This window comes from Mesorhizobium sp. Root102, assembly GCF_001425625.1.
GTDB lineage: Bacteria > Pseudomonadota > Alphaproteobacteria > Rhizobiales > Rhizobiaceae > Mesorhizobium.
In genome coordinates, this window is record NZ_LMCP01000021.1 from 1 (window position 1) to 21,639 (window position 21,639).

21 protein-coding genes are annotated in these 21,639 nt (G+C 63.9%); 10 read left to right on the top strand and 11 right to left on the bottom strand.

Annotation, left to right across the window (positions count from 1 at the left end; all coding sequences use genetic code 11):
• Window positions 1–97: 97 nt before the first annotated feature.
• From hisG to hisS, 3 genes are all read right to left on the bottom strand, one after another.
• On the bottom strand, window positions 98–799 hold the full coding sequence (hisG, locus tag ASD12_RS17990; protein WP_056588831.1) for an ATP phosphoribosyltransferase: 702 nt from the start codon (window positions 797–799) through the stop codon (window positions 98–100).
• Window positions 796–1,917, bottom strand: a complete 1,122-nt coding sequence (locus ASD12_RS17995; protein WP_056588834.1) for an ATP phosphoribosyltransferase regulatory subunit — start codon at window positions 1,915–1,917, stop codon at window positions 796–798. The genes hisG and ASD12_RS17995 overlap by 4 nt, the downstream gene beginning before the upstream one ends.
• Before the next feature lie 243 nt (window positions 1,918–2,160).
• On the bottom strand, window positions 2,161–3,663 hold the full coding sequence (gene hisS, locus ASD12_RS18000) for a histidine--tRNA ligase (RefSeq protein WP_056588838.1): 1,503 nt from the start codon (window positions 3,661–3,663) through the stop codon (window positions 2,161–2,163).
• Window positions 3,664–3,918: 255 nt separating this feature from the next.
• Here hisS and ASD12_RS18005 point away from each other — a divergent pair, with 255 nt between their 5' ends.
• Window positions 3,919–4,173: a hypothetical protein gene (locus ASD12_RS18005; protein ID WP_056588841.1), complete on the top strand. Its 255-nt coding sequence runs from the start codon at window positions 3,919–3,921 to the stop codon at window positions 4,171–4,173.
• A gap of 29 nt (window positions 4,174–4,202) precedes the next feature.
• Here the strand turns inward: ASD12_RS18005 and ASD12_RS18010 are convergent, their stop codons facing one another.
• Window positions 4,203–4,841, bottom strand: coding sequence for a DNA-3-methyladenine glycosylase I (locus ASD12_RS18010; RefSeq protein ID WP_056588843.1), 639 nt, complete (start codon window positions 4,839–4,841; stop codon window positions 4,203–4,205).
• Between the two features lie 215 nt (window positions 4,842–5,056).
• On the opposite strand from ASD12_RS18010, the gene ASD12_RS18015 reads away from it, so the two are divergent.
• Together ASD12_RS18015 and ASD12_RS18020 are read left to right on the top strand one after the other, a co-directional pair.
• Window positions 5,057–5,791, top strand: a complete 735-nt coding sequence (locus ASD12_RS18015) for a L,D-transpeptidase (protein WP_056588846.1) — start codon at window positions 5,057–5,059, stop codon at window positions 5,789–5,791.
• 269 nt (window positions 5,792–6,060) lie between these two features.
• A complete protein-coding gene (locus ASD12_RS18020; protein ID WP_056588849.1) occupies window positions 6,061–6,981 on the top strand; it encodes a bifunctional 5,10-methylenetetrahydrofolate dehydrogenase/5,10-methenyltetrahydrofolate cyclohydrolase in 921 nt (306 codons plus the stop codon).
• A 15-nt stretch (window positions 6,982–6,996) separates the two neighbouring features.
• Here ASD12_RS18020 and glcF read toward each other — a convergent pair whose 3' ends face one another.
• The 5 genes from glcF to ASD12_RS18045 all read right to left on the bottom strand — a co-directional run bounded on the left by glcF (window position 6,997) and on the right by ASD12_RS18045 (window position 13,083).
• Window positions 6,997–8,322, bottom strand: a complete 1,326-nt coding sequence (gene glcF / locus ASD12_RS18025; RefSeq protein WP_056588853.1) for a glycolate oxidase subunit GlcF — start codon at window positions 8,320–8,322, stop codon at window positions 6,997–6,999.
• Window positions 8,323–8,333: 11 nt separating this feature from the next.
• Window positions 8,334–9,539, bottom strand: a complete 1,206-nt coding sequence (locus ASD12_RS18030; protein WP_056588856.1) for an FAD-binding protein — start codon at window positions 9,537–9,539, stop codon at window positions 8,334–8,336.
• A gap of 105 nt (window positions 9,540–9,644) precedes the next feature.
• Window positions 9,645–9,947, bottom strand: coding sequence for a DUF559 domain-containing protein (locus ASD12_RS18035; protein WP_348271726.1), 303 nt, complete (start codon window positions 9,945–9,947; stop codon window positions 9,645–9,647).
• A 170-nt stretch (window positions 9,948–10,117) separates the two neighbouring features.
• On the bottom strand, window positions 10,118–11,614 hold the full coding sequence (locus ASD12_RS18040) for an FAD-linked oxidase C-terminal domain-containing protein (protein ID WP_056588859.1): 1,497 nt from the start codon (window positions 11,612–11,614) through the stop codon (window positions 10,118–10,120).
• 146 nt (window positions 11,615–11,760) lie between these two features.
• Window positions 11,761–13,083, bottom strand: a complete 1,323-nt coding sequence (locus ASD12_RS18045; RefSeq protein ID WP_056588863.1) for a DUF3422 family protein — start codon at window positions 13,081–13,083, stop codon at window positions 11,761–11,763.
• 209 nt (window positions 13,084–13,292) lie between these two features.
• Between ASD12_RS18045 and ASD12_RS18050 the strand changes: the two genes are divergently transcribed.
• From ASD12_RS18050 to ASD12_RS18060, 3 genes are read left to right on the top strand one after another with little or no spacing between them, the layout of a single operon-like run.
• The gene (locus ASD12_RS18050; RefSeq protein ID WP_056588866.1) at window positions 13,293–14,096 is read left to right on the top strand and encodes an FCD domain-containing protein; all 804 of its coding nucleotides are present in this window, start codon (window positions 13,293–13,295) and stop codon (window positions 14,094–14,096) included.
• A 19-nt stretch (window positions 14,097–14,115) separates the two neighbouring features.
• Complete coding sequence (locus ASD12_RS18055; protein WP_056588869.1) at window positions 14,116–15,252, top strand: alpha-hydroxy acid oxidase; 1,137 nt, start codon at window positions 14,116–14,118, stop codon at window positions 15,250–15,252.
• Between the two features lie 37 nt (window positions 15,253–15,289).
• A complete protein-coding gene (locus ASD12_RS18060) occupies window positions 15,290–16,099 on the top strand; it encodes a metallophosphoesterase (RefSeq protein WP_056588872.1) in 810 nt (269 codons plus the stop codon).
• Window positions 16,100–16,152: 53 nt separating this feature from the next.
• Here ASD12_RS18060 and ASD12_RS35760 read toward each other — a convergent pair whose 3' ends face one another.
• Window positions 16,153–16,284 carry a hypothetical protein gene (locus tag ASD12_RS35760; protein WP_274533732.1) on the bottom strand — a complete coding sequence of 44 codons (132 nt, stop codon included), beginning with the start codon at window positions 16,282–16,284 and terminating at the stop codon, window positions 16,153–16,155.
• 293 nt (window positions 16,285–16,577) lie between these two features.
• Window positions 16,578–17,276, bottom strand: a complete 699-nt coding sequence (locus ASD12_RS18065; protein WP_056588875.1) for a type 1 glutamine amidotransferase — start codon at window positions 17,274–17,276, stop codon at window positions 16,578–16,580.
• 87 nt (window positions 17,277–17,363) lie between these two features.
• Between ASD12_RS18065 and ASD12_RS18070 the strand changes: the two genes are divergently transcribed.
• The 4 genes from ASD12_RS18070 (at window position 17,364) to ASD12_RS18085 (ending at window position 21,534) form a co-directional block, all read left to right on the top strand.
• Window positions 17,364–18,011 (top strand): hypothetical protein, encoded by a 648-nt coding sequence (locus ASD12_RS18070; protein ID WP_056588879.1) that lies wholly within the window; start codon window positions 17,364–17,366, stop codon window positions 18,009–18,011.
• 31 nt (window positions 18,012–18,042) lie between these two features.
• On the top strand, window positions 18,043–18,777 hold the full coding sequence (locus tag ASD12_RS18075; RefSeq protein ID WP_056588995.1) for a 16S rRNA (uracil(1498)-N(3))-methyltransferase: 735 nt from the start codon (window positions 18,043–18,045) through the stop codon (window positions 18,775–18,777).
• A gap of 245 nt (window positions 18,778–19,022) precedes the next feature.
• Entirely contained in the window at window positions 19,023–20,396 is a 1,374-nt protein-coding gene (locus tag ASD12_RS18080) for a glutamate--cysteine ligase (RefSeq protein ID WP_056588882.1), read from the top strand.
• 100 nt (window positions 20,397–20,496) lie between these two features.
• Window positions 20,497–21,534: a DUF937 domain-containing protein gene (locus ASD12_RS18085; RefSeq protein ID WP_056588884.1), complete on the top strand. Its 1,038-nt coding sequence runs from the start codon at window positions 20,497–20,499 to the stop codon at window positions 21,532–21,534.
• The last annotated feature ends 105 nt before the right edge of the window (window positions 21,535–21,639 follow it).

Sequence of the window (21,639 nt, forward strand, 5' to 3'; positions counted from 1 at the left end):
CTCGGCCCAGCCGTCATCTACAAGCGATTCGTGAGTCATCGCAGTGTAGAATCACAACCGATTCCCCACTGCAACACCTATCTTAGCGCATATGCCCTCAAGGGGGAGGGAGGGCGCTCATCTTCGCAGCAATGTCGCGCAACAGAGCCTCATCCGTTGCCGACCGCGTCTTCCTTGACGCCACGAGACAGGCCTGCGAGCGCAGGACGAGGCCATCGCCCAGCACCTTGAGATGATTGGCGCGCAGCGTTGAGCCTGATGTGGTGATGTCGACGATGACATCGGCCAGTCCCGCCGCCGGCGCCCCTTCGGTGGCGCCCAAGCTCTCGACGATACGGTAGACCTGGATGCCGTGCTTCTGGGAGAAGAATTGCTGGGTCAGCCGCCAGTATTTGGTGGCAATGCGCAGTCGCCTGCCATGGCGCTGGCGGAAATCGGCGGCGACGTCGTCGAGGTCGGCCATGGTGTCGACATCGAGCCACATGTCGGGCACGGCCACCACGACATCGGCATTGCCGAAGCCGAGACGGGCGACGATTTCGGCGCGGGTCTCCCAGTCGGCGAGGTTTTCGCGCACCAGATCCTCGCCGGTGATACCGAGATCGACCGCACCCTGGCCGATCTCGCCGGCAATCTCGGAAGCCGACAGGAACGCCACTTCGACATTGTCCAGGCCCTCGACGCGGGCGTGGTACTTGCGCTCGTCGCCGGGCAGGCTGACGGCGAGCCCTGCCTTGGCCAGCACGTCCAGCGCCTGTTCCTTGAGCCGGCCTTTCGACGGAACTGCCAGCGTGATCATGGCCCCGTCTCCCGCAACGCCTCGATGCGGTCGAGCCAGACGGAAAAGCCGACGCCGGGGATCGGCGTCTTCGCGCCGAGCAAGGTCAGCAGCCGGTCATAGCGGCCGCCACCGGCCAACGGTCGGTCGCCATTGTCAGCCGCGATTTCGAAAACCAGGCCGGTGTAGTAATCGAGCGGACGGCCGAAAGCGGCGTCGTAACGGATTTTTCCAGCCGGCAGGCCATGCGTCTCGATCGCCCTGGCGCGGGCAGCGAATTTCTCCAGCGCGGTATCAAGCGAAAGCCCGGCATCGCTGGCGAAGGAATCCAGCGCCTGGGCCGCGCCATCGAGTGGCACGTCGATCGCCAGAAAACCCTTCAACGCCGCGAAGGCCTCGTTCGACAGCCGCACACTGCGCAATTCGGCTTTCTCGATCAGCCGTCGGGCGATGTCGGACGGCGCGCGTCCGGCGGAGGCCGAAAGGCCCGCCTCTTCCATGCCACTGGTGATGTGCGCGGAAAGACCGTCTAGGTCACCGTCGAGGACAAGGGCAGCGACCGGTCCGGAGAGCTGGCTGTTGCGCGGCGGATTAGCGAGATCGGCGAGTGCCGCCTCAAGCATCGGCACCGAGCCGAAAGCGCGGGCAAGGCGCATGCGCCAGCCGCGCGGCAGGCCAAGGGCGGCCAGCACAGCCTCGAAAATCGTCTGGTCGCCAAGCGTGACCGCTAGCGCCTGGCCAGGCAGCACCAGCGACAGCAGCGCGTGGGCGTCGGCCAGCGAGCGGGCATCGGCCTCGGCGGTGTCGCGGTCGCCGAGATCCTCGATGCCGGCCTGGAAGAATTCGTTGCCGCCTTCGCGGCGCTGGCGAAACACCTCGCCGAGATAGGAATAGCGGCGGGGCGTGCCGGCCTGCGAACTTATGTGATCAAGGCAGACCGGAATGGTGAATTCCGGCCGCAGACACAGCGTCTGCCCGGTCTCGCTTTCGGTAAGGAAAATCCGGCGGCGCAAATCCTCGCCGGCCATGTCGAGAAAGGGGTCCGCAGGCTGCAGCACTGCGACCTCGACCGCATGCGTGTTGCGGGTAGCGAAGAGGTTTATGATGTCGGCTGATATGGCGGGGTAGCGGGAGGTCAATTTGGCCTCCGTATCGAACGACCCACTGGTTTGAGATCAGCGGGTCGACTTAAGGTCGGCGCTCTACGGCGCCCCCCTCTGTCCTGCCGGACATCTCCCCCACGAGGGGGGAGATTGGATGTCGCGACGGATTTCGCCAATCGCCTACGTTGCAAGAAAAGCGAGGCGGATGAAACGGCCAATCTCCCCCCTCGTGGGGGAGATGTCCGGCAGGACAGAGGGGGGCGCGACAGAACCCGGCCTCTACTTGCCACGCGCCCTCTCCTCAGCCTGCGCCGCCAGGATCTTCTTCACTTCCACGACCAGTTCGCCCTCCGCCACCGTCACCTGTGCCGGGCGCGCGGCGCGCCATTCGGCGTTGTCCGTGATCTCTGCTGACATGCGCGCGCCTTCGATCAGGTCCTTGATCTGCAGCTCGCCCTTGGCGCGCTCGTCACCGCCCTGGATGATCGCGACTGGGCAGCCGCGCCGGTCGGCATATTTGAGCTGCGCCTTCATGCCGGCGCCGCCGAGATACATTTCCGAGCGGATGCCGGCGGCGCGCAGCTCGCTCACCATCTTCTGGTAGCGGCCGAGGCTGTCGATGTCCCTGTCCATCACCAGCACGACGACTGGCGCGATCACGTCGGCGTTGTCGAGCTTGCCGAGGTTCTTCAGCGCGGTCATCAACCTGGAGACGCCAATTGAAAAACCGGTCGCCGGCACCGGCTCGCCGCGAAAGCGCGAAACCAAGCCATCATAGCGACCGCCTCCGCCAACCGAACCGAAGCGCACGATCTGACCATCCTCATTGGGAATTTCGGCCAGCAGCTCGGCCTCCAACACAGGGCCGGTGTAATATTCGAGACCACGCACGACCGAGCGGTCCATGGCAATACGGTCTTCGGCATATCCGGCCGCCCGAACCAGGGCCTCGATCGTCGCGAGTTCGCTCACGCCTTCCTGGTAGATCGCGTTCGAACTGACCATGGAATCCTGGCCGGCCTGTATAGTCTTCGCCGTCGCGAGAAGAACCGCCTCGGCCTGCCCATTGTTCAATCGGGCGCCCTTGGCGAAGTCGCCCTCGCCTTCCTGGCCGCCATCCCAGCGCCCCGGTCCAAGCAGAAGTCTCACACCTTCCAACCCGAGCTTGTCCAGCTTGTCGATCGCCCGCAGAACAGTCAGCCGGCGGCCGGCATTCTCTTCGCCGCCAAGGCCGATCGCTTCCAGGACGCCATCCAGCACCTTGCGGTTGTTGACGCGGATGACGTAGTCGCCGCGCTTGATGCCGAGCGCTTCCATGACGTCGGCCATCATCATGGCCATCTCGGCGTCGGCGGCCACGCCCGGCGTGCCGATCGTATCGGCGTCGAACTGCATGAACTGGCGGTAGCGGCCCGGGCCCGGCTTCTCGTTGCGGAACACCCAGCCGGAGCGATAGCTGCGGTAAGGCTTGGGCAGCCGCTCATAATTCTCGGCGACAAAGCGCGCCGTCGGCGCGGTCAGGTCGTAGCGAAGCGACAGCCACTGGTCATCATCATCCTGGAAAGAGAACACGCCTTCGTTCGGCCGGTCCTGGTCGGGCAGGAATTTTCCAAGCGCCTCCGTGTATTCGATCAGCGGCTGGTCGGCCGGTTCGAAGCCGTAGAGCTCATAGACCGAGCGGATCGTCGCCATCATCTTCTCGACGGCGCGGATGTCTTCGGCGCTGCGGTCGGCAAAACCGCGCGGCAGTCGCGCTTTCGTCTTTTCCGATTTGTCGGCCATGAGCTGGAGTCTTTTTTGTTGGATAAATGCGGACTTGTTTCGAGTGCGCGTGTCCTAGCCGAAGCGGCTTTGTGCGGCAAGGCCGCCGAGGTGCACCCATCTCCACTCTCTCGGCAAGATGGGCGCGGGCGCTCGCCTTCGTTTCGGTCGCCTCTGAAACAAACCGCACCGAAACGAAACAATCCCGCCATGAGCGCGGCATCGTGCCGACACAATCGCAAGACATAACCGCGCCGAAATGAGGGGGTCGCGGCCATGACCAGCACTGCAAGATTCCATGTCATCGACAGCGATGCCGGCGAATTGCCCGCACGCTTGCGCCCGGCCGACATCCATGCCCCGAAAATGGTCAGCCATGCTGCCGGCCCGTTCGAAGTGCCTGCCGACACCGGCAAGGGTCCATCCATGCGCGACGCGTTGATGACCGGCCTGCTGGTGATCTATCCGACCGTGGCCACGGTGGTGGCGATCGTCGCCGGGCTGATGCTGGCCAGCGCCAACGGCACCTGAAATTACCCGCTTCGCCGGAAGCAGGGAGGCTACTTCGGCCTTTTGAAGGCTTTCCGCTCCTTCTCGACCTCTTTGCGGCAGACGCAGCCCTCGAGGTGGTCGTTGACCAGACCCATCGCCTGCATGAAGGCGTAGACCGTAGTCGGCCCCACGAAGCTCCAGCCGCGCTTCTTCAACTCCTTCGACATCCGCACAGAGACCGCCGTGGTCGGGTTGGCGCGCAGATGGGCGAGATCGACGATCATCGGCCGCTCGTCCTTGCCGGGTTCGAACTTCCAGAACCAGGCGGCCAGCGAGCCGAATTCATCGGCCATCTCGCGGGCGCGCTTGGCGTTGTTGATGGTCGAGACGATCTTGCCGCGATGGCGGATGATGCCGGCATTGCCGAGCAGGCGATCGACATCCTTGTCGGTGAAGGCGGCGACCTTGTCGAATTCGAAATTGGCGAAGGCCTCGCGAAAATTCTCCCGTTTGCGCAGGATGGTCAGCCACGACAGGCCCGACTGAAAACCTTCGAGGCAGATCTTTTCGAACAGCCTGCGGTCGTCCGCCACAGGCCGGCCCCATTCATGATCGTGATAGTGCAGATAGTCGGGCAGATTGCCGTGCCAGAAGCAGCGCGCGACACCGTCGGGACCGGCGAGCAGGCCGGTGTTTTCCTTGTCCATAAGCCAAAATCCGTTCGTTAATGCGCTTTTGCGCTGCATTTACTGCGGCTTTACCAGATTCCTGAACCCGGCGGTAACCACACCAAAAGGTTTACTGACACTTGCGCATTTTACGCATTCCGATTCATGTTTCGGTTGCTGCTTCCACGCCAATGATCGCCGAACCGGGAGGACGTTTCCACCCGTTTTGTGTTCGACGATCAAGGTGCGTTCCGATGAAGACCGTTCTGTTTCCCGTGCTCGGCGCGGTGGCTGTGTTTGCCGCCGGCGTCATGCCGTCCACCGCCGGCGACCGCTATGCCGACAGGCCACCGGTGATGGTGAGTCCCGACCTTTCCGCCCCCTGGGTGCTGCAACTTGGCCATGCGCCCGGCATCGTGCGGCAGAACCGCCAAGTGGTGCAGCAGCAGCGCCTGCGTCCGGCGCGGCCCGACCGGGTGCAGACGGCTGCGGTGCAGCCACCGGCCAAGCGCATGGTCATGCGTCCGCAGATCAATCCGATCTACCTGCCGCAGGAAGTCGCCTATGACGGCGCGCAGAAGCCGGGCACGATCGTCATCGATACCACGCAGAATTTCCTCTATCTGGTCGAGAAGAACGGCAAGGCGCGACGCTATGGCGTCGGCACTGGCAAACCTGGCTTCGAATGGTCGGGCACGCACAAGATCACCAACAAGCGCGAGTGGCCGGACTGGCGTCCACCGGCGGAAATGATCAAACGCGAAGCCGCCAAGGGCCGCTATTTGCCGACCTATCTGGCCGGCGGCATGGAGAACCCGCTCGGTGCCCGTGCGCTCTATCTCGGCACGACCGAGTACCGCATCCACGGCACCAACCAACCGTGGACGATCGGCGGCGCGGTGTCATCGGGTTGCATCCGCATGCGCAATGAGGACGTTGTCGACCTCTATGAGCGGGTCAATGTCGGAACCACGGTCGAGGTGATATAATAGTTCTTGCGAATCACTTGGCCGGCAAAGCAGTCCGCTTTTCGAGGCCAGTCTGAGATAACGGGGGACGGGCCGTATGGGGATGCGGCCAGTCAGGAAGGGCAGCACGGGAAACCGCGCTGCCCTTTCCGTTTTGATCGGAGCCTGACGGTTAGCGACACAATGCCAGAGAGACACGTCGCGCAAGAGGCATGACGGTTCGCTTTCATGCTGCCCTTGCCGATGTTCTTTTGCTATGTCGGCGGCAACGTTCCATTAAAGAGTCCACCATGTCCCTGTCCGAAGACAGCCGCTATCTCAAGGGCGGCCCGGTTGCCCAGCGCATCATCGCCGCTGTGCGCGAAGATGCCGCGATTGCCAAAGCCGAGGGTTTTCCGCCCAAGCTGCTCTCGATCACCGTCGGCGACACCAATGCGGTGGATGTCTATGTGCGCAACCAGCGCTCCAAGGCGCAGCTGGCCGGCATTGATTTCGAGGAACGGCGCTTTCCCGCCACCGTCACCTCAGGCGAACTGGAAGCGGCGATCCACGGCCTGAACGCCGATCCGCGCGTCACCGGCATCATCATCCAGCGGCCGGTTCCCGCTCATATCCCGGTCAGAATGCTGCAGGCGGCGGTGCATCCGCTCAAGGATGTCGAAGGCATGCATCCGGCTTCGATCGGCAACATCGTCTACAACCAGCTCGACCTCGCCCCCTGCACGGCGGCCGCGTCGGTCGAGTTGCTGAAGGAGACCGGCCTCGACCTCAAGGGGCTGGAAGTCGTCATCGTCGGGCATTCCGAAATCGTCGGCAAGCCGATCGCCTTCCTGTTGATGAGCGAAGGCGCAACAGTGACGGTCTGCCACCACATGACGCGATCGGTCGCCGCTCATGCAAGGCGGGCCGACGCGCTGTTCGTCGCCGTCGGCAAGCCACGGCTGATCAAGGCCGACATGGTCAAGCCGGGTGCTGCCGTCATCGACATCGGCATCAATTCCGAGATCGGGCCTGACGGCTCCAGCCGGATCGTCGGCGACGTCGACACCGAAAGCGTGCGCGAGGTCGCCTCCTGGATCACCCCGGTGCCGGGTGGCGTCGGCCCGATCACAGTAGCCATCTTGCTGCGCAACACGATGGTGGCGCTCAGCCGGCAGCGCGCGCTTTACGAGGCGACCTACGGCACAATCGACCGGCTCGCGGCGGAGTAGCGCCGGACGGGCGCCCTATTCCGCGGCGATCAAGTCCCCTTCCAGAATACCTTCCGGCTTCGGCCCGCCATAGGCCCAGTCGAGCAGCTTGATCGTGTGCGCCACCGGCAGCTTCGCCGCCGAGGCGATCTGCGTGATGCAGCCGATGTTGCCGGTGGCAACGATCGACGCGCCCGTCGCCTCGATGTTTTTCACCTTGCGGTCGCGCAGCTTTGCCGAAATCTCGGACTGCAGGATGTTGTAGGTGCCGGCCGAACCGCAGCACAGATGCCCTTCGCGCGGCTCGCGCACGATGAAGCCGGCCTTGGCCAGCAACTCCTTCGGCTGGCGAATGATCTTCTGGCCGTGCTGCATCGAGCAAGCCGAGTGATAGGCGACCACCACGCCGGGCTTGCGCACCGGTTCGGGCAGGTCGAGACCCGAGAGATATTCGGTGATGTCCTTGGCTAGTGCCGAGACGCGCGCGGCCTTGTCGGCATAGGCCGGGTCGAGCCGCAGCATGAAACCGTAGTCCTTGATGGTGGTACCGCAGCCGGACGCGGTGATGACGATGGCGTCGAGCCCGCCCTGCTCGATGGCGTGTGTCCAGGCGTCGACATTTTGTCTGGCCGAGGCAAGGGCGGCTTCATCGCGCCCCATGTGATGGACCAGCGCGCCGCAGCAGCCTTCGCCCGGCGGCACCACGACCTCGACGCCGAGTCGCGTCAGCAGCGAAATCGTCGTGTCGTTGATGGCGGGATCGAGCACCGACTGCGCGCAGCCGGTGAGGATAGCGACACGGCCTTTTTTCGTCCCCTGCCCGGCATGGATGCCAGGTGAAGCCATCGGCGAGGCCGTCGGGATCGCGGCCGGCGCGAGCCTGAGCATTGCGCTGAGCGGTTTCAGCGCCGGAACCTTGTCGAACAGGCCAATGAACGGCTTGCCCAGCTTCGCCAGCTTGAGCGCTGCGCGAAAGCGTGCGGGATAGGGCAGCACCAAGGCCAGCATGGCGCGGGTCAGGCGGTCGAGCAGCGGCCGCTTGTAGGTCTCCTGGATATGGGCGCGGGCATGGTCGACCAGATGCATGTAGTTGACGCCCGACGGGCATGTCGTCATGCAGGCAAGGCACGACAGGCAGCGGTCGATGTGGGTGACGATCTCCTTGTCGGCGGGACGGCCGTTCTCCAGCATGTCCTTGATCAGGTAGATGCGCCCGCGCGGTGAATCGAGCTCGTTGCCGAGCGTCACATAGGTCGGACACGTCGCGGTGCAGAAGCCGCAATGCACGCATTTGCGAAGGATCTTCTCCGATTCCGCGACATGCGGATCGGCGAGCTGGGCAAGCGAAAAATTGGTCTGCATCGCGTTGGATCCTAGGCCATTCGGCCGGGATTGAGGACGTTCTTCGGGTCGAATTCCTGCTTCAGGCGCGCCGCCAATGCGGCAAGTGCGGGCGGCTGCGGCTCGAACACCGGCAAGGCGGCGCGATGGGAAGGTGCCGCGCGCACCAGCGTCGCGTGGCCGCCGCCATGTTTCCTCAACAGCCCGCGCAGCAGAGCGGCTTCCGGGTCGCCCTCTTCCATGCGCAACCACACCAGCCCGCCCTGCCAGTCATAGAAGGCGCTGACCGCCGCCTGCATGCGCAGCGTCAGGACCATCTGGTGGCCCTGTCCCGGCGTCATCGACACGCGCCAGACCGGTTTCTCGCTGTTGTCGGCGAAGGGCCTGCAATCGCGCACATCGCGCCAGATCAGCCGGGAAGCCTCACTGGCAATCTCCTCGAGCGGCCCGGCATTGCCGAGCAGCGTTTTCAGCGCGGCGATGCGGTAGGCGACGGAGGGGCCAAAGCCCTCGACACGCAGCAGCGTTGCGGCCTCGCTGCCGAGACTGCCGGCGGCGACGCGCGCGGCGATCCGCTCCGGCAGATGGGCGGCACTCGACACTTCAGCACTCGAACCGAGCGCCATGGCCATGGCGGCAGCCGCCGCATCGTCGAGCAGGCCACGAATGGCGAGCGTGACTTCGGTTTCGGCGGCGGGCAGCACCTTGAAGGTGACGTCGGTGGACACGGCCAGCGTGCCCCAGCTGTTGGCCATCAGCTTGGACATGTCATAGCCGGTGACGTTCTTGACCACGCGGCCACCTGACTTGAAGGCCTCGCCGCGGCCGGACACCACATTGATGCCCAGAATATGATCGCGCGCCGCACCCGCCTTCAACCGGCGCGGGCCGGAAAGGTTGGCGCCGAGCACACCGCCGATCGTGCCTCTGCCAGCTTCGCCGCCGAGCAGCGGGCCGTAGTCCATCGGCTCGAAGGCAAGTTGCTGGCCGTTTTCCGCCAGCAGCTTCTCGATGTCGGCCAGCGGCGTGCCGGCCTTGGCCGACAGCACCAGTTCAGCCGGTTCATAAAGCGTGACGCCGGTGAGCCTCGACAGGTCGAGCGTGTGTTCGGTTTGCAGCGGACGGCCGATGCCACGCTTGGAACCGTGGCCAAGGATTTCGAACGGCGAACCTTCCGCCACGGCCCAGGCCACGGTGGACAGGACTTCGTCTGACGTGGTTGGCGTGAAAGTGGTCATGGTCGCCCCCTGTTCCTCGCCCCCGCGAAGCGGGAGAGAGGTGGCTCGGGCGAAGCCTGAGACGGAGAGGGGGCTATCATAGGGCGTCGCCTTCGATCTTCTTGGTCACGAAAACGAACCTGAGGTCTGAGGCGATGACATCCTGGTGGAGCCGCCCTCCAGCGCAGCAAGAATGGTCTTGCAAACGCTCCGACGGCTCTTGAGTACGTCGGCGTTCCAGACCCGCACCACCGATAACCCTTCGCCTCGCATGAATTCGTCGCGTCGCCTGTCGTAGGAGTTGTCAGCATGCTGACTTCCATCTAGCTCGACGACAAGTTCTTTACTTCTGCAGGCGAAGTCTGCGAAATACGGTCCGATCGGCATCTGTCGGATGAATTTGTAGCCGCCTAGCCGTTTGGCCTTCAATTCGTTCCAAAGGGTTGCTTCCGCTTGGTTGTCGCCATGGCGAAGCGCGCGGGCACGGGTGATCTTTTCTGGCGAGCGTCGGCTTGGGACATCGGGCGTCCCCCTCTCCGTCTCGGGCTTCGCCCGAGCTTCGCGGGGGCGAGGAACTCTCGTTTTGAGACGCCATCATCTCAAAACCTCGGAATGTCCGGGAACGGCAGCTTGCCGCCGGAAATGTGCATGCGGCCGAGTTCGGCGCAGCGGCGCAACTGCGGGAAGACCTTGCCGGGGTTGAGCAGGTGGTTGGGATCGAAGGCGCATTTGACCCGCATCTGCTGGTCGAGGTCGACCTGTGTGAACATTTCCGGCATCAGGTCGCGCTTCTCCACGCCCACCCCGTGTTCGCCGGTCAAGACGCCGCCGACCTTGACGCAGAGCCGCAATATGTCGGCGCCGAAACTTTCGGCCTTGTCGAGTTCGCCCGGCACATTGGCATCGTAGAGGATCAGCGGATGCAGATTGCCGTCGCCTGCGTGGAAGACATTGGCGACGCCGAGACCGTATTTTTCCGACAGCTCGCGCATACCGGCGAGCACACGCGGCAGCTCCTTGCGCGGGATGGTGCCGTCCATGCAGTAATAATCGGGCGAGATGCGGCCGACTGCGGGAAACGCCGCCTTGCGGCCGGCCCAGAAGCTCAACCGCTCCTGCTCGGACCGCGATATGCGGCAGGTGGTCGAGCCGTTCTTGTAGGCGATGGCCTCGACAAGGCCGATCAGATGATCGACCTCGACGCCCGGCCCGTCGAGCTCGACGATCAGCAGCGCCTCGACATCGAGGGGATAGCCGGCATGGACGAAATCCTCGGCCGCGTGGATCGCAGGCCGGTCCATCATTTCCATGCCGCCCGGAATGATGCCAGCGCCGATGATGTCGGCGACGCACTGGCCGCCCTGCTCGCTGGTGGGAAAGCCGATCAGCAGCGCACGCGCCGTCTCCGGCTTCTTCAGGATACGCACGGTGACCTCGGTGACGAGGCCGAGCAGCCCTTCGGAGCCGGTCATGACGCCGAGCAGGTCATAACCTTCCGCGTCGAGGTGGCTGCCGCCCAGCCGCACCACCTCGCCGTTCATCAGCACCATCTCGATGCCGAGCACGTTGTTGGCGGTGAGGCCATATTTCAGGCAGTGGACGCCGCCGGAATTCTCCGCGACGTTGCCGCCGATCGAGCAGGCGATCTGGGAGGATGGATCGGGGGCGTAGTAAAAGCCCTCCTGCTCGACGGCGGTGGTGATGCCGAGATTGGTGACGCCCGGCTGGGCGACGACGACGCGATTGGGAAAATCGATCGCCAGGATACGGTTGAAGCGGCTCATGACCAGCAGCACCGCGTCCTCGAGCGGCAGCGCGCCGCCCGACAGCGAGGTGCCGGAGCCCCGCGGCACAACCCGGATATTGCGGTCGTTGCAGTATTTCAGCACGCGCGAAACCTGCGCCACCGTTTGCGGCAGCACGACGACCAGCGGCAGCTGCCGATAGGCGGTCAGGCCATCGCTCTCGAAAGCACGCATGGAATTGGCGGCGTCGACGACGCCCTCGCCCGGCACGATGATGCGCATGTCGGCGACGATCTCGTCGCGCCGCCGCATCGTGGCGTCGTCTGGTTTCGGCATGGCTAGGCCGGACATCAACAGCCTCATTTCGCTTGACTGGTCAAAATCTTTTACCAGTGAAGCGCGTTGGTTGCAAATCCTGCCTTGGTCGGGAATCCAGCCTCATGGTCGAGACAGGCTTCCGCAGCGGCAATCTGCCGCTGCCTCGCCTGGCTGTTCTGCTATTCGCCCGCCAGCTTGCCGGGTTCGGAATGCATCCGCCGCACGCGGCGCACGCCCCACCAGACCAGCAGGATGGCGACCGGCACCGAAGCGGCGGTAATGATCTCTGGCGCGAAGGCATGGCCGAAGATCGAGGCACCCTTGGCGACATAGCCGATGAGGCCCACGACGTAGTAGGAGACGGCGGCGACCGAGAGGCCTTCGACGGTTTGCTGCAGGCGCAGTTGCAAGCGGGCGCGGTTGTTCATCGAGGCGAGCAGGTCGCGGTTCTGCTTCTCGACCTCGACATCGACCCAGGTGCGCAGCAGCGTCGTGGCGCGAGTCAGTTTTCGCGAAAGGTTGGCTTGCCGCTCCTCGACCGAGCGGCAGGTGCGCATGGCTGGTGCTACACGTCGCTGCAGGAACCCACCCCAGGTGTCGTAGCCGGGCACGGCTTCTTCCTCGAGCGCTTCCAGCCGCTCGACGACGATGCCGTCATAGGCGCGGCTGGCGCCAAAGCGGTAGAGACTCGACGCCGCGTCGGCTTCCAGTTCCGCGGCAAGTTCGGTCAGGTCGGCCAGCAAGGTCTGACTGTCTCGCGTCTCGGCGACCTTCATCTCCCGTGTGGTCTGCGCCAGCCGGTCCTCGATGCGGCGGGCGCGGCCGGACAAGTTCAGCGCCAGCGGCAGGCCAAGCATGGCCAGCGTGCGATAGGTCTCGATGTCGATCAGCCGCTGTGACAACGCGCCAGTGCGCGCCGGGGTCAGGCCGCGATCGAGCACCAGCATGCGGGTCATGCCGTCGCCATCCTGGCGGAAGTCGGTGACGATGGCGGCGTTGCCGCGCTCGACCAGCGAGTAGCACAGGCTGGTCGGATCAAAGCCGGCGATCAGTCTTTCGCTGACCTGCGTCCATTTGCGGATTTCGAGCCGGATGCCGGAAATCACGGTGCCTGGAGGTGAGAAACCGTTGCCGAAGGGCGAATCTTCCTGCGTCCTGCCGCTTTCGGAGAGCGGCCCTTCCCACAGATAGGTCGAGAACTCGGTATGCCGCTCCCAGCGCAGCGAGCCCTTGCCCCATTTCATGGCGTGGTGGCGAGCCTGGCGGTCGGGTGCGGCGATGCCGAGGCGTCGCGATAGTTCGGAAAGCACGGCCATGTCGACGCCGGAGCCGCCCTCGGTCATGAAGGCGAGTTGCACCAGGACGCGTGGCTTTTCGATCAGCGGATGCGGCCGGGCATGGACCTCACCGAGCGCGCCGGGCCGGCCCTCATGTGCGGGAAACCCCATGACGCTGCCCTTGGCGCGCGGCTGGAATTCGAGATTGGACGGGTCGTCTGACACGGCTTGTCCCCCGGGCTTCTTTGAACCCTCTTGCACTCGCGTCCCTCTAGAGCCAATGGCCAGATGACGCAAACAGCAAAGTTTAGCTGAGGATGATATGGCGCCAAGCGGCAAATTCCACATGCTTCGGCCAATTGGATAAATAATTTGACCAGTTGGCGACGCAGGCTTTATCCTGCGCGACACCGGTTCACCTTCCAGGCATTCTGTTGAGCGACATTTTTTCCAGGATCGAGCATTCGCGAACCGCCGACGAGGTGATGCAGCAGATCGAGAGCCTCATCCTCGAAGGCGTGCTGCGCACCGGCGACCGGCTGCCGGGCGAGCGCGAGCTTGCACGGCAGTTCGACGTGTCGCGGCCGATCCTGCGCGACGCACTGAAAGCGCTGGAAGGGCGCGGCCTTCTGACGACAAGGCCCGGCGGCGGCACGCATGTCGCCGATGTCATCGGCCAGCTGTTCACCAAGCCGGTGACGGACCTGATCTCGATGCACCGCAAGGCTGTGACCGACTATCTGGAATACCGCCGCGAGATCGAAGGGGTGGCGGCTGAATACGCGGCGCGGCGCGCCACGCCAGACGACATGGCGCTGCTCGACAAGATCATGGCACGCATGGACGATGCGCACCGGACCGGCGACTTCGACGACGAGGCCGAAATCGACGTCGAGTTCCACCACGCGATCTGCGAATGCGCGCACAATATCATCCTTTTGCACACGCTGCGCTCCTGCTATCGGCTGTTGTCGGAAGGCGTGTTCCAGAACCGGCTGATGGTGTTCACCGTGCCCGGCGCGCGCGAGGCGCTGCTTGCGCAGCACCGGGCGATCCATGCAGCGGTGAAGGCCGGCGACCCCGCCGCTGCCCGGCAAGCGGCGATGGACCACATCACCTATGTTGAACGGTCAATGGCGGAGGCCGAGCGCAGCGGTGACTGGCAGCGCGTCTCGCGGTTGCGGCTGAAGCAGCGCGTCGACGCCACCGATACCGAACCTGCACGCAAACGCTCCTAGTCATCGAAACGGGAAGCCCATGAGCCAAATCCTGACCATCGCCGACCTCAAGGACCTCGCGCGCCGGCGTGTGCCGAAGATGTTCTTCGACTATGCCGATTCCGGCGCCTGGACCGAGAGCACCTACCGGGCCAACGAGGAGGATTTCGGCAAGATCAAGTTCCGCCAGCGCGTGCTGGTCGACATGAGCAACCGCTCGCTGGAATCGACTATGATTGGTGAAAAGGTGGCAATGCCCGTGGCGCTGGCGCCGACCGGCCTGACCGGCATGCAGCACGCCGATGGCGAGATGCTGGCGGCGCAGGCGGCGGAGGAATTCGGCGTGCCGTTCACCCTGTCGACGATGAGCATCTGCTCGATCGAGGATGTCGCCTCCGTCACCAAGAAGCCGTTCTGGTTCCAGCTTTATGTGCTGCGCGACAAGGATTTCGTGATCAATCTGATCGACCGGGCAAAGGCGGCGAAATGCTCGGCGCTGGTGCTGACGCTCGATCTGCAGATTCTCGGCCAGCGCCACAAGGATGTCCGCAACGGCTTGTCGGCGCCGCCCAAGATGACACTAGCCAACATTGCCAACATCGCCATGCGCCCACGCTGGTTGATGGGCATTGCCGGCACGAAGCGCCGCACCTTCCGCAACATTGTCGGTCATGCCAAGGGTGTCGGCGACGTCTCATCTCTGGGTTCATGGACGAACGAGCAGTTCGATCCGCATCTGTCGTGGAAGGATGTCGCCTGGATCAAGGAGCGCTGGGGCGGCAAGCTGATCCTGAAAGGCATTCTCGACAAGGAGGACGCGCTGATGGCGGCCAAGACCGGCGCCGACGCGATCGTCGTTTCCAACCATGGCGGGCGCCAGCTCGACGGCGCATCGTCGTCGATCATGGCACTGGAGGAGATTGCCGATGCAGTCGGCGACAGGATCGAGGTGCATATGGATGGCGGCATCCGTTCGGGACAGGACGTTCTGAAGGCGCTCTGCCTCGGCGCCAAGGGCACCTATATCGGCCGGCCATTTCTTTACGGGCTGGGTGCACTTGGCAAGGAAGGAGTTACCAAGGCATTGGAAATCATCCGCAAGGAGATGGACATCACGCTGGCGCTGTGCGGAAAGCGTCTGGTCACCGACATGGGCAAGGACCAGCTCCGGCGCTAGAGTTCCGTGACAGCCAGACCACGGAGACGACAAGACGTTGACGGAGCCCGGCATCCATTTTCTCGACGCGCATGGGCCGGACGGCATGCGTCTTTATGCGATTGGCGACGTCCACGGCCGGCTCGACCTGCTGGCCGCCATGCATCAGCGCATCAAGGCCGAGATCGAGCAGGTGGCGCCTGCCGACTGGCGCATCATCCATCTTGGCGACTATGTCGACCGCGGGCCGGACTCAAAGGGCGTCATCGACTTCCTGATCGAAGCGCGACAGCGCGACCCGCGTCACCTGACGCTGGCCGGCAACCACGACATCGGCTTTCTCGATTTTCTCAAGACCCCCGACCCGGAGGGGCTTTTCATCCGGTTTGGCGGCATCCAGACGGCGCAGTCCTATGGCGTGGCGATCAGTGAAGGCACCAACGCGTGGTTCGGCAAGGCCGAGTCCGCCGTGCGCAAAGGACATCAGGCACTGGTCGAGGCCGTGCCGCAAAGCCACATCGACTTCCTGCGGTCGCTGCCGTTTTCGGTGACGCTGGGCGACTTTTTCTTCTGCCATGCCGGCATCCGGCCAGGCATCGCGCTGGAAAGGCAAAACCCGCAGGATCTGGTCTGGATCCGCGACATCTTCCACAACCATCCCGGCCTCTATCCGAAGATCGTGGTGCACGGCCACACGCCGGTGCCGGAGGCAGAGGTGATGGCCAACCGCGTCAATGTCGACACGCTCGCCTGGCAATCAGGCATGCTGACCGCGCTTGTCGTCGACGGCGCGGACAAACGCATCCTGACAATGACGATCAAGAAACCTGCGACGATCAAGAAGCCCGGGACTATAAAAGAGGCTTGAGCGCGGCGTGTCCGAGGACCAAAGACGCTCGGGCTTGTGGCGCAGCCCCGGCTTTAGCGAAGCGAGGCGGTGACGCCGTAGCCGTCGACGGCGTTGTGGTTGTTGGCTGCGTCGGCGGCATAAATGCCGAGGCCGCACAGCACGATCGCGGATACCATGGCAAAGGACAGAAGCGCTGCTTTCACGGACGTCATCTCTTGTTGAGCTTTCTGCATCTGTGCACGAGGCGGTTACCAATGCGTTGAAACGGAGAATTCGCTTCAAAGTTTCGACGATTTCGCGCTTCTAGGCATATTCTGTATCAACGGTGTGTCGCGCGGGTCACACAAAAGGTTCATCGCGGTTGCACAAGAGATGCAGAGCGCGCGCCTTCTACGCCGGCGGGCGGACACAAGCCAACGATGAAAAGTGTTTTCCCCGGCGGTTTTACCGCCGCGTGCTAATTATGTCACGCGGCAGGGCACTGGGGGATGGATGCTCAGATCGTCGCTACCCAGGCACGGGCGATAGCGAGGCCCGCGGCATCCGCGTCAGGCCCGTTGCGGGCCATTTCGCCATCGAGCTTGCCGGCCCAGTCAGGATGGCGCGCGGCAATGGTCGGGGCAAAGGACGTGCTCCAATCCTCGACCATCGGCCGGTCGGCCTCGAAATGGAACTGGAAACCGTAGACGGCGCGGCCGACGCGGAACGCCTGGTTCTCGGCGATATCGTTGCCGGCGAGCCGCACGGCGTTCTCGGGCAAAACGAATGTGTCGTCGTGCCACTGGAAGATCGGAAATTTCTCCGGCAGTGCGCCCAGTACCGGATCGGCCTTGGCGTCCGGCGTCAGCGACACGCCGTGCCAGCCGAATTCATTGGCGCCGCCAATGCGGTTCTCGCCACCGAAGGCACGGGCGACAAGCTGGCTGCCGAGGCAGATGCCGAGCACGGCGCGGTCCTTGCCGGCGAAATCGCGGGTCAGTTCGAGCAGCGCCGGGAAATAGGGGTACTCATCGTCGGCCAGCGCATTCTGGCCACCGCCGAGCACCACCATGGCATCATGCCCGGTCGCGTCATCCGGTAGGGGATCGCCCTTGTAAGGGAGACGCAGATCGAGATCGGCACCCGCCTCTGCAAGTGCTGCACCGACCTGACCAAGGCCGGTATTGTCGTAGTTCTGGACCACCAGCACCCGCATGAAAAACCCTGCTGACATGAAAATGATGCGACGAGCGATATCATGCCATCCGCATTGCAGCCAAGATGCGCGTTCGGAGAGAAAGCTATGCCACTGCAAAACCGGGTCGATCCGTTCGGCGCCCTCCACGCTGTGCCCGAGCGCGGCCTGTTCACCGGCAATCGCGGCATCATCCACGATCCCAAGACGAAGACGTTGCTGAAAAAGCGCTGGGCGCTTCAGGCGTGGATCATCTGCGTCTGCCAATTCCGCAATGTGCGGCGCGAACCGATGGGCCGCAACCGGAAGGGCGGTAAGGCCGGCTGGACCGAGCTGTTCTTCCTCGACGAAGTGACGGCACTGGCGGCCGGGCATCGCCCCTGCTTCTTTTGCCAGCGCGAACGGGCCAGGGATTTCGTCGGCCGCTTCGGCGAAGCCTTCGGCGTTGCCGAGCCGCGCGCGCCGATGGTCGACAAGCGGCTGCACAAGGAGCGGCTGGCTTCGGGCGCCAAGCCGCCGATGGTGGCATTTGAAGAGCTTTCCGGCTTGCCGGACGGCGCGATGGTTGCGGATGGCGGCAGCGCTTATGCCTTGCGCGGCGGCAGAGCATTGCGCTGGTCCTTTGCTGGATATGGGCAACCCCACGATTTCGGCCTGCTCGAAGGCAAGACGCTATCGCTGCTGACGCCGACCACGACGCTCGCGGTGTTGCGGCATGGCTTTCGGCCAGTGTGGCATCCGACCGCCGAGGCTTGACGCCGGCGGCCGGCTCGCTCATTCCTCGGCGATGCGCGCCAATTACAAGATGCAACGTCTGTTCGTGCCCGACGATCTGCGGCCAGACATCGAGTTCGACGCCGGCCAACAGCAGAGTCACTATCTCCTACATGTGCTGCGGCTTGCCGAAGGCGCCGAAATCCTGGTGTTCAATGGCCGCGACGGCGAGTGGTCGGCGGCCATCTCGGCGAAAACAAAAAGGGCGGTGCGGCTGAAGGTGTCGACGCAGCAACGGCCGCAGCCGCTGCCACCCGATCTCGTCTACTGCTTTGCACCGCTGAAGCAGGGCCGGCTCGACTATCTCGTGCAGAAGGCGGTGGAGATGGGCGCGGGCGTCCTGCAGCCTGTCATCACCCAGCACACGCAAGTGGCCAAGCTGTCGATCGATCGCCTGCGCGCCAATGTCGTCGAAGCCGCCGAACAATGCGGCATCCTTGCGGTGCCGGAGGTGCGCGAAGCGGAAAAAATCGACCGTCTGCTGACCGGCTGGGACAAGGAGCGGCGGCTGATCTTCTGCGACGAGGACGCCTCGACCAACAATCCGCTGACCGCGCTGCAGGCGGTCAAGGAAAAGAAACTTGGGCTGCTGGTCGGGCCGGAGGGCGGCTTTTCCGACGACGAGCGCAAGATGCTGCGCGCCTTGCCCTTCGTCACCGCCATTCCGCTCGGCCCGCGTATCCTGCGCGCCGATACGGCGGCGGTAGCCGCGCTCGCGGTGATGCAGGCGACAGTCGGAGACTGGTAAGGCCTCGCCCCTTGCAAGGAATGGGCAGCGCTGCCACGTTCAATTCCTCTTGACCTCTGGCTCAGGATTTTTCGCTTGATCGGCTGCTGACATTTCGTCCATTTACCGCCGGCGGTCGTCCGGCCGCTCTACAGTGCCGCGCGTCCTTTCGGACGCGCAAAGGACGCTGTAGCACTTTGACTGGCCCATGATCCTTTCCGAAAATCGAAAGTCGATTTTCGGGGTCATGTGCGGAGGGCTCAATCATGGCGCGTGATACAACCGATTTTCGGCCGATCGAAGACTTCGACGAACTCGTCGAGCACCTGGCCGAGGGCAACAAACCGCGCGACAAGTGGCGCATCGGCACCGAGCACGAGAAATTCCCCTTCTACGTCGACGGCAATGCGCCTGTGCCCTATGGCGGCGAGCGCGGCATCCGCGCCATCCTCGAAGGCATGCAGTCAAAGCTCGGCTGGGATCCCATCGTCGACGATGGCCGCATCATCGGCCTGGTCGAACCGACCGGCCAGGGAGCGATTTCGCTGGAACCCGGCGGCCAGTTCGAGCTTTCCGGCGCACCGCTGGAGACGATCCATCAGACCTGCCGCGAGGGCAATGCGCATCTGGCGCAGGTGCGCGAGATCGCCGAACCGATGGGCATCCGCTTTCTTGGCCTCGGCGGCAGCCCGAAATGGTCGCTGGCCGAGACGCCGAAAATGCCGAAATCGCGCTACGAGATCATGACGCGCTACATGCCCAAGGTCGGCACCAAGGGTCTCGACATGATGTACCGCACCTGCACGATCCAGGTGAATCTCGACTTCGAGAGCGAGGCCGACATGCGCCGCAAGATGCAGGTGTCGCTGAAGCTGCAGCCGCTGTCGACGGCATTGTTCGCCAATTCGCCTTTCACCGAGAGCCACCCGAACGGCTTGCAGAGCTGGCGCGGCGACATCTGGCGCGACACCGACAACCAGCGCTCGGGCCTGCTCGAATTCTGCTTCTCGCCCGATTTCGGTTTCGCCGACTATGTCGAATGGGCGCTCGACGTGCCGATGTATTTCGTCATCCGCGACGGCCACTATCACGACATGACGCACATCACCTTCCGCCAGTTCATGGCCGGGGCCGCGCGCAATGAAGTGCCCGACGGGCTGCCTACAATGGGCGACTGGGCGAACCATCTGTCGACGTTGTTCCCGGATGTGCGGTTGAAGCGCTTCCTCGAGATGCGCGGCGCCGACGGCGGGCCATGGCGGCGCATCTGCGCGCTGCCGGCCTTCTGGGTCGGGTTGCTCTATGATGAGGCCGCACTCAATGCCGCCGAGGCGCTGACCTCGAGCTGGACGTATGAAGAAACGCTGGCGATGCGCAACGCCGTGCCGGAACAAGGCATTTCCGCGCCGTTCCGCAACACCACGCTGCGCGAGATCGCGCGCGACGTGATGGTCATTTCGCGCATGGGGCTGAAGAACCGCGGCCGCAAGAACCGCGACGGCTACGACGAGACCTCGTTCCTCAACACTTTGGACGAAGTCGTCGCGCGCGGCACAACCAGCGCCGAGGAGATGCTGTCCGCCTATCACACGCGCTGGGGTGGCTCGATCGAGCCGGTTTTCATGGAATACGCCTATTGACCCTCGGATTTGACGCAACCGATTGATCGGCAAAAGTCGCTTCAATCGGAAGTGGAAACAAACTAGGCTTCTTCGGCGAGGATTTCCGGAGGAGACGCCGATGCCTACCTTGTTCGACATGCTGACGCAGGCCCAGAACGGCAACGGCATGCAGGCCCTTGCCCAACAATATGGACTATCGATGCAGCAGACGCAGGCGGCGGTTGCCGCGCTGCTGCCTGCCTTTTCACAAGGGCTGCAACGCAACACTGCCGATCCCTACGGGCTCGGCGCCTTCATGACCGCGATGGCCAGCGGCCAGCACGCCAAGTATTTCGAGGACGCAACCCGGGCCTTCTCGCCGCAAGGCGTCGATGAGGGCAACGGCATTCTCGGACATTTGTTCGGCTCGAAGGATCTGTCGCGCGCGGTGGCCAGCCAGGCGGCGCAAGCGAGCGGCGTCAATCAGCAGATCCTGCAGCAGATGCTGCCGGCGATCGCCTCGATGGTCATGGGCGGGCTGTTCAAGCAGACGACAAATCAGATGCAGGCCGCTGGCGGTTTCGGCGGCGGCGGCAACAATCCGCTCGGTGAGATCATCGAGCAGATGATGCGGCAAGGAGGCGGCATTCAGGCCCCTGCGCCGCAGCAACGCCACGCGCCCCAGCCCCAGAACCCGATGGACAACCCGCTCGGCAAGGTTTTGCAGGACATGTTCGGCGGCGGGACGCCACAGCCGCAAAGCCAGCCGCAGCCGGCACCCAATCCCTATGGCGACAACCCGCTCGGCAAGGTGCTGCAGGACATGTTCGGCGGTGGCGCGCCTCAGCCGCAGCCGCAAGGCCGAGCACAACCGCAACCTCAGCAGACACAAAGCCCCTATGGCGACAATCCGCTGGGAAAAATCTTCGAGGAGATGCTGCGGCAAGGCGGCGGTGGCGGCTTCGGCATCCCGGGCGGCCAGGCAGCGCCCCAGCCTCAGGCACCACAGCAACGGCAGGCGCCGCAGCCACAGACCAATCCGAGCGGCAGGCCGAAAAACCCCTTTGACGACCTGTTCGGCAAGATGTTCGAGACCGGCGCCCAGCAGCGTGACGACTACCAGAAGGGCGTGGAAACGATCTTCGACCAGTTCAAGCGGGATATGGACCGGCGGTAGGCGACATCAAGCGCCATCCCCGGCCAAGAAAAGAAAAGCCCGGTCCTGGGAGGACCGGGCAGAGTGCAGGCGGGCCGGCGGGGATCCGGCAGGGAGTGGGGCCTG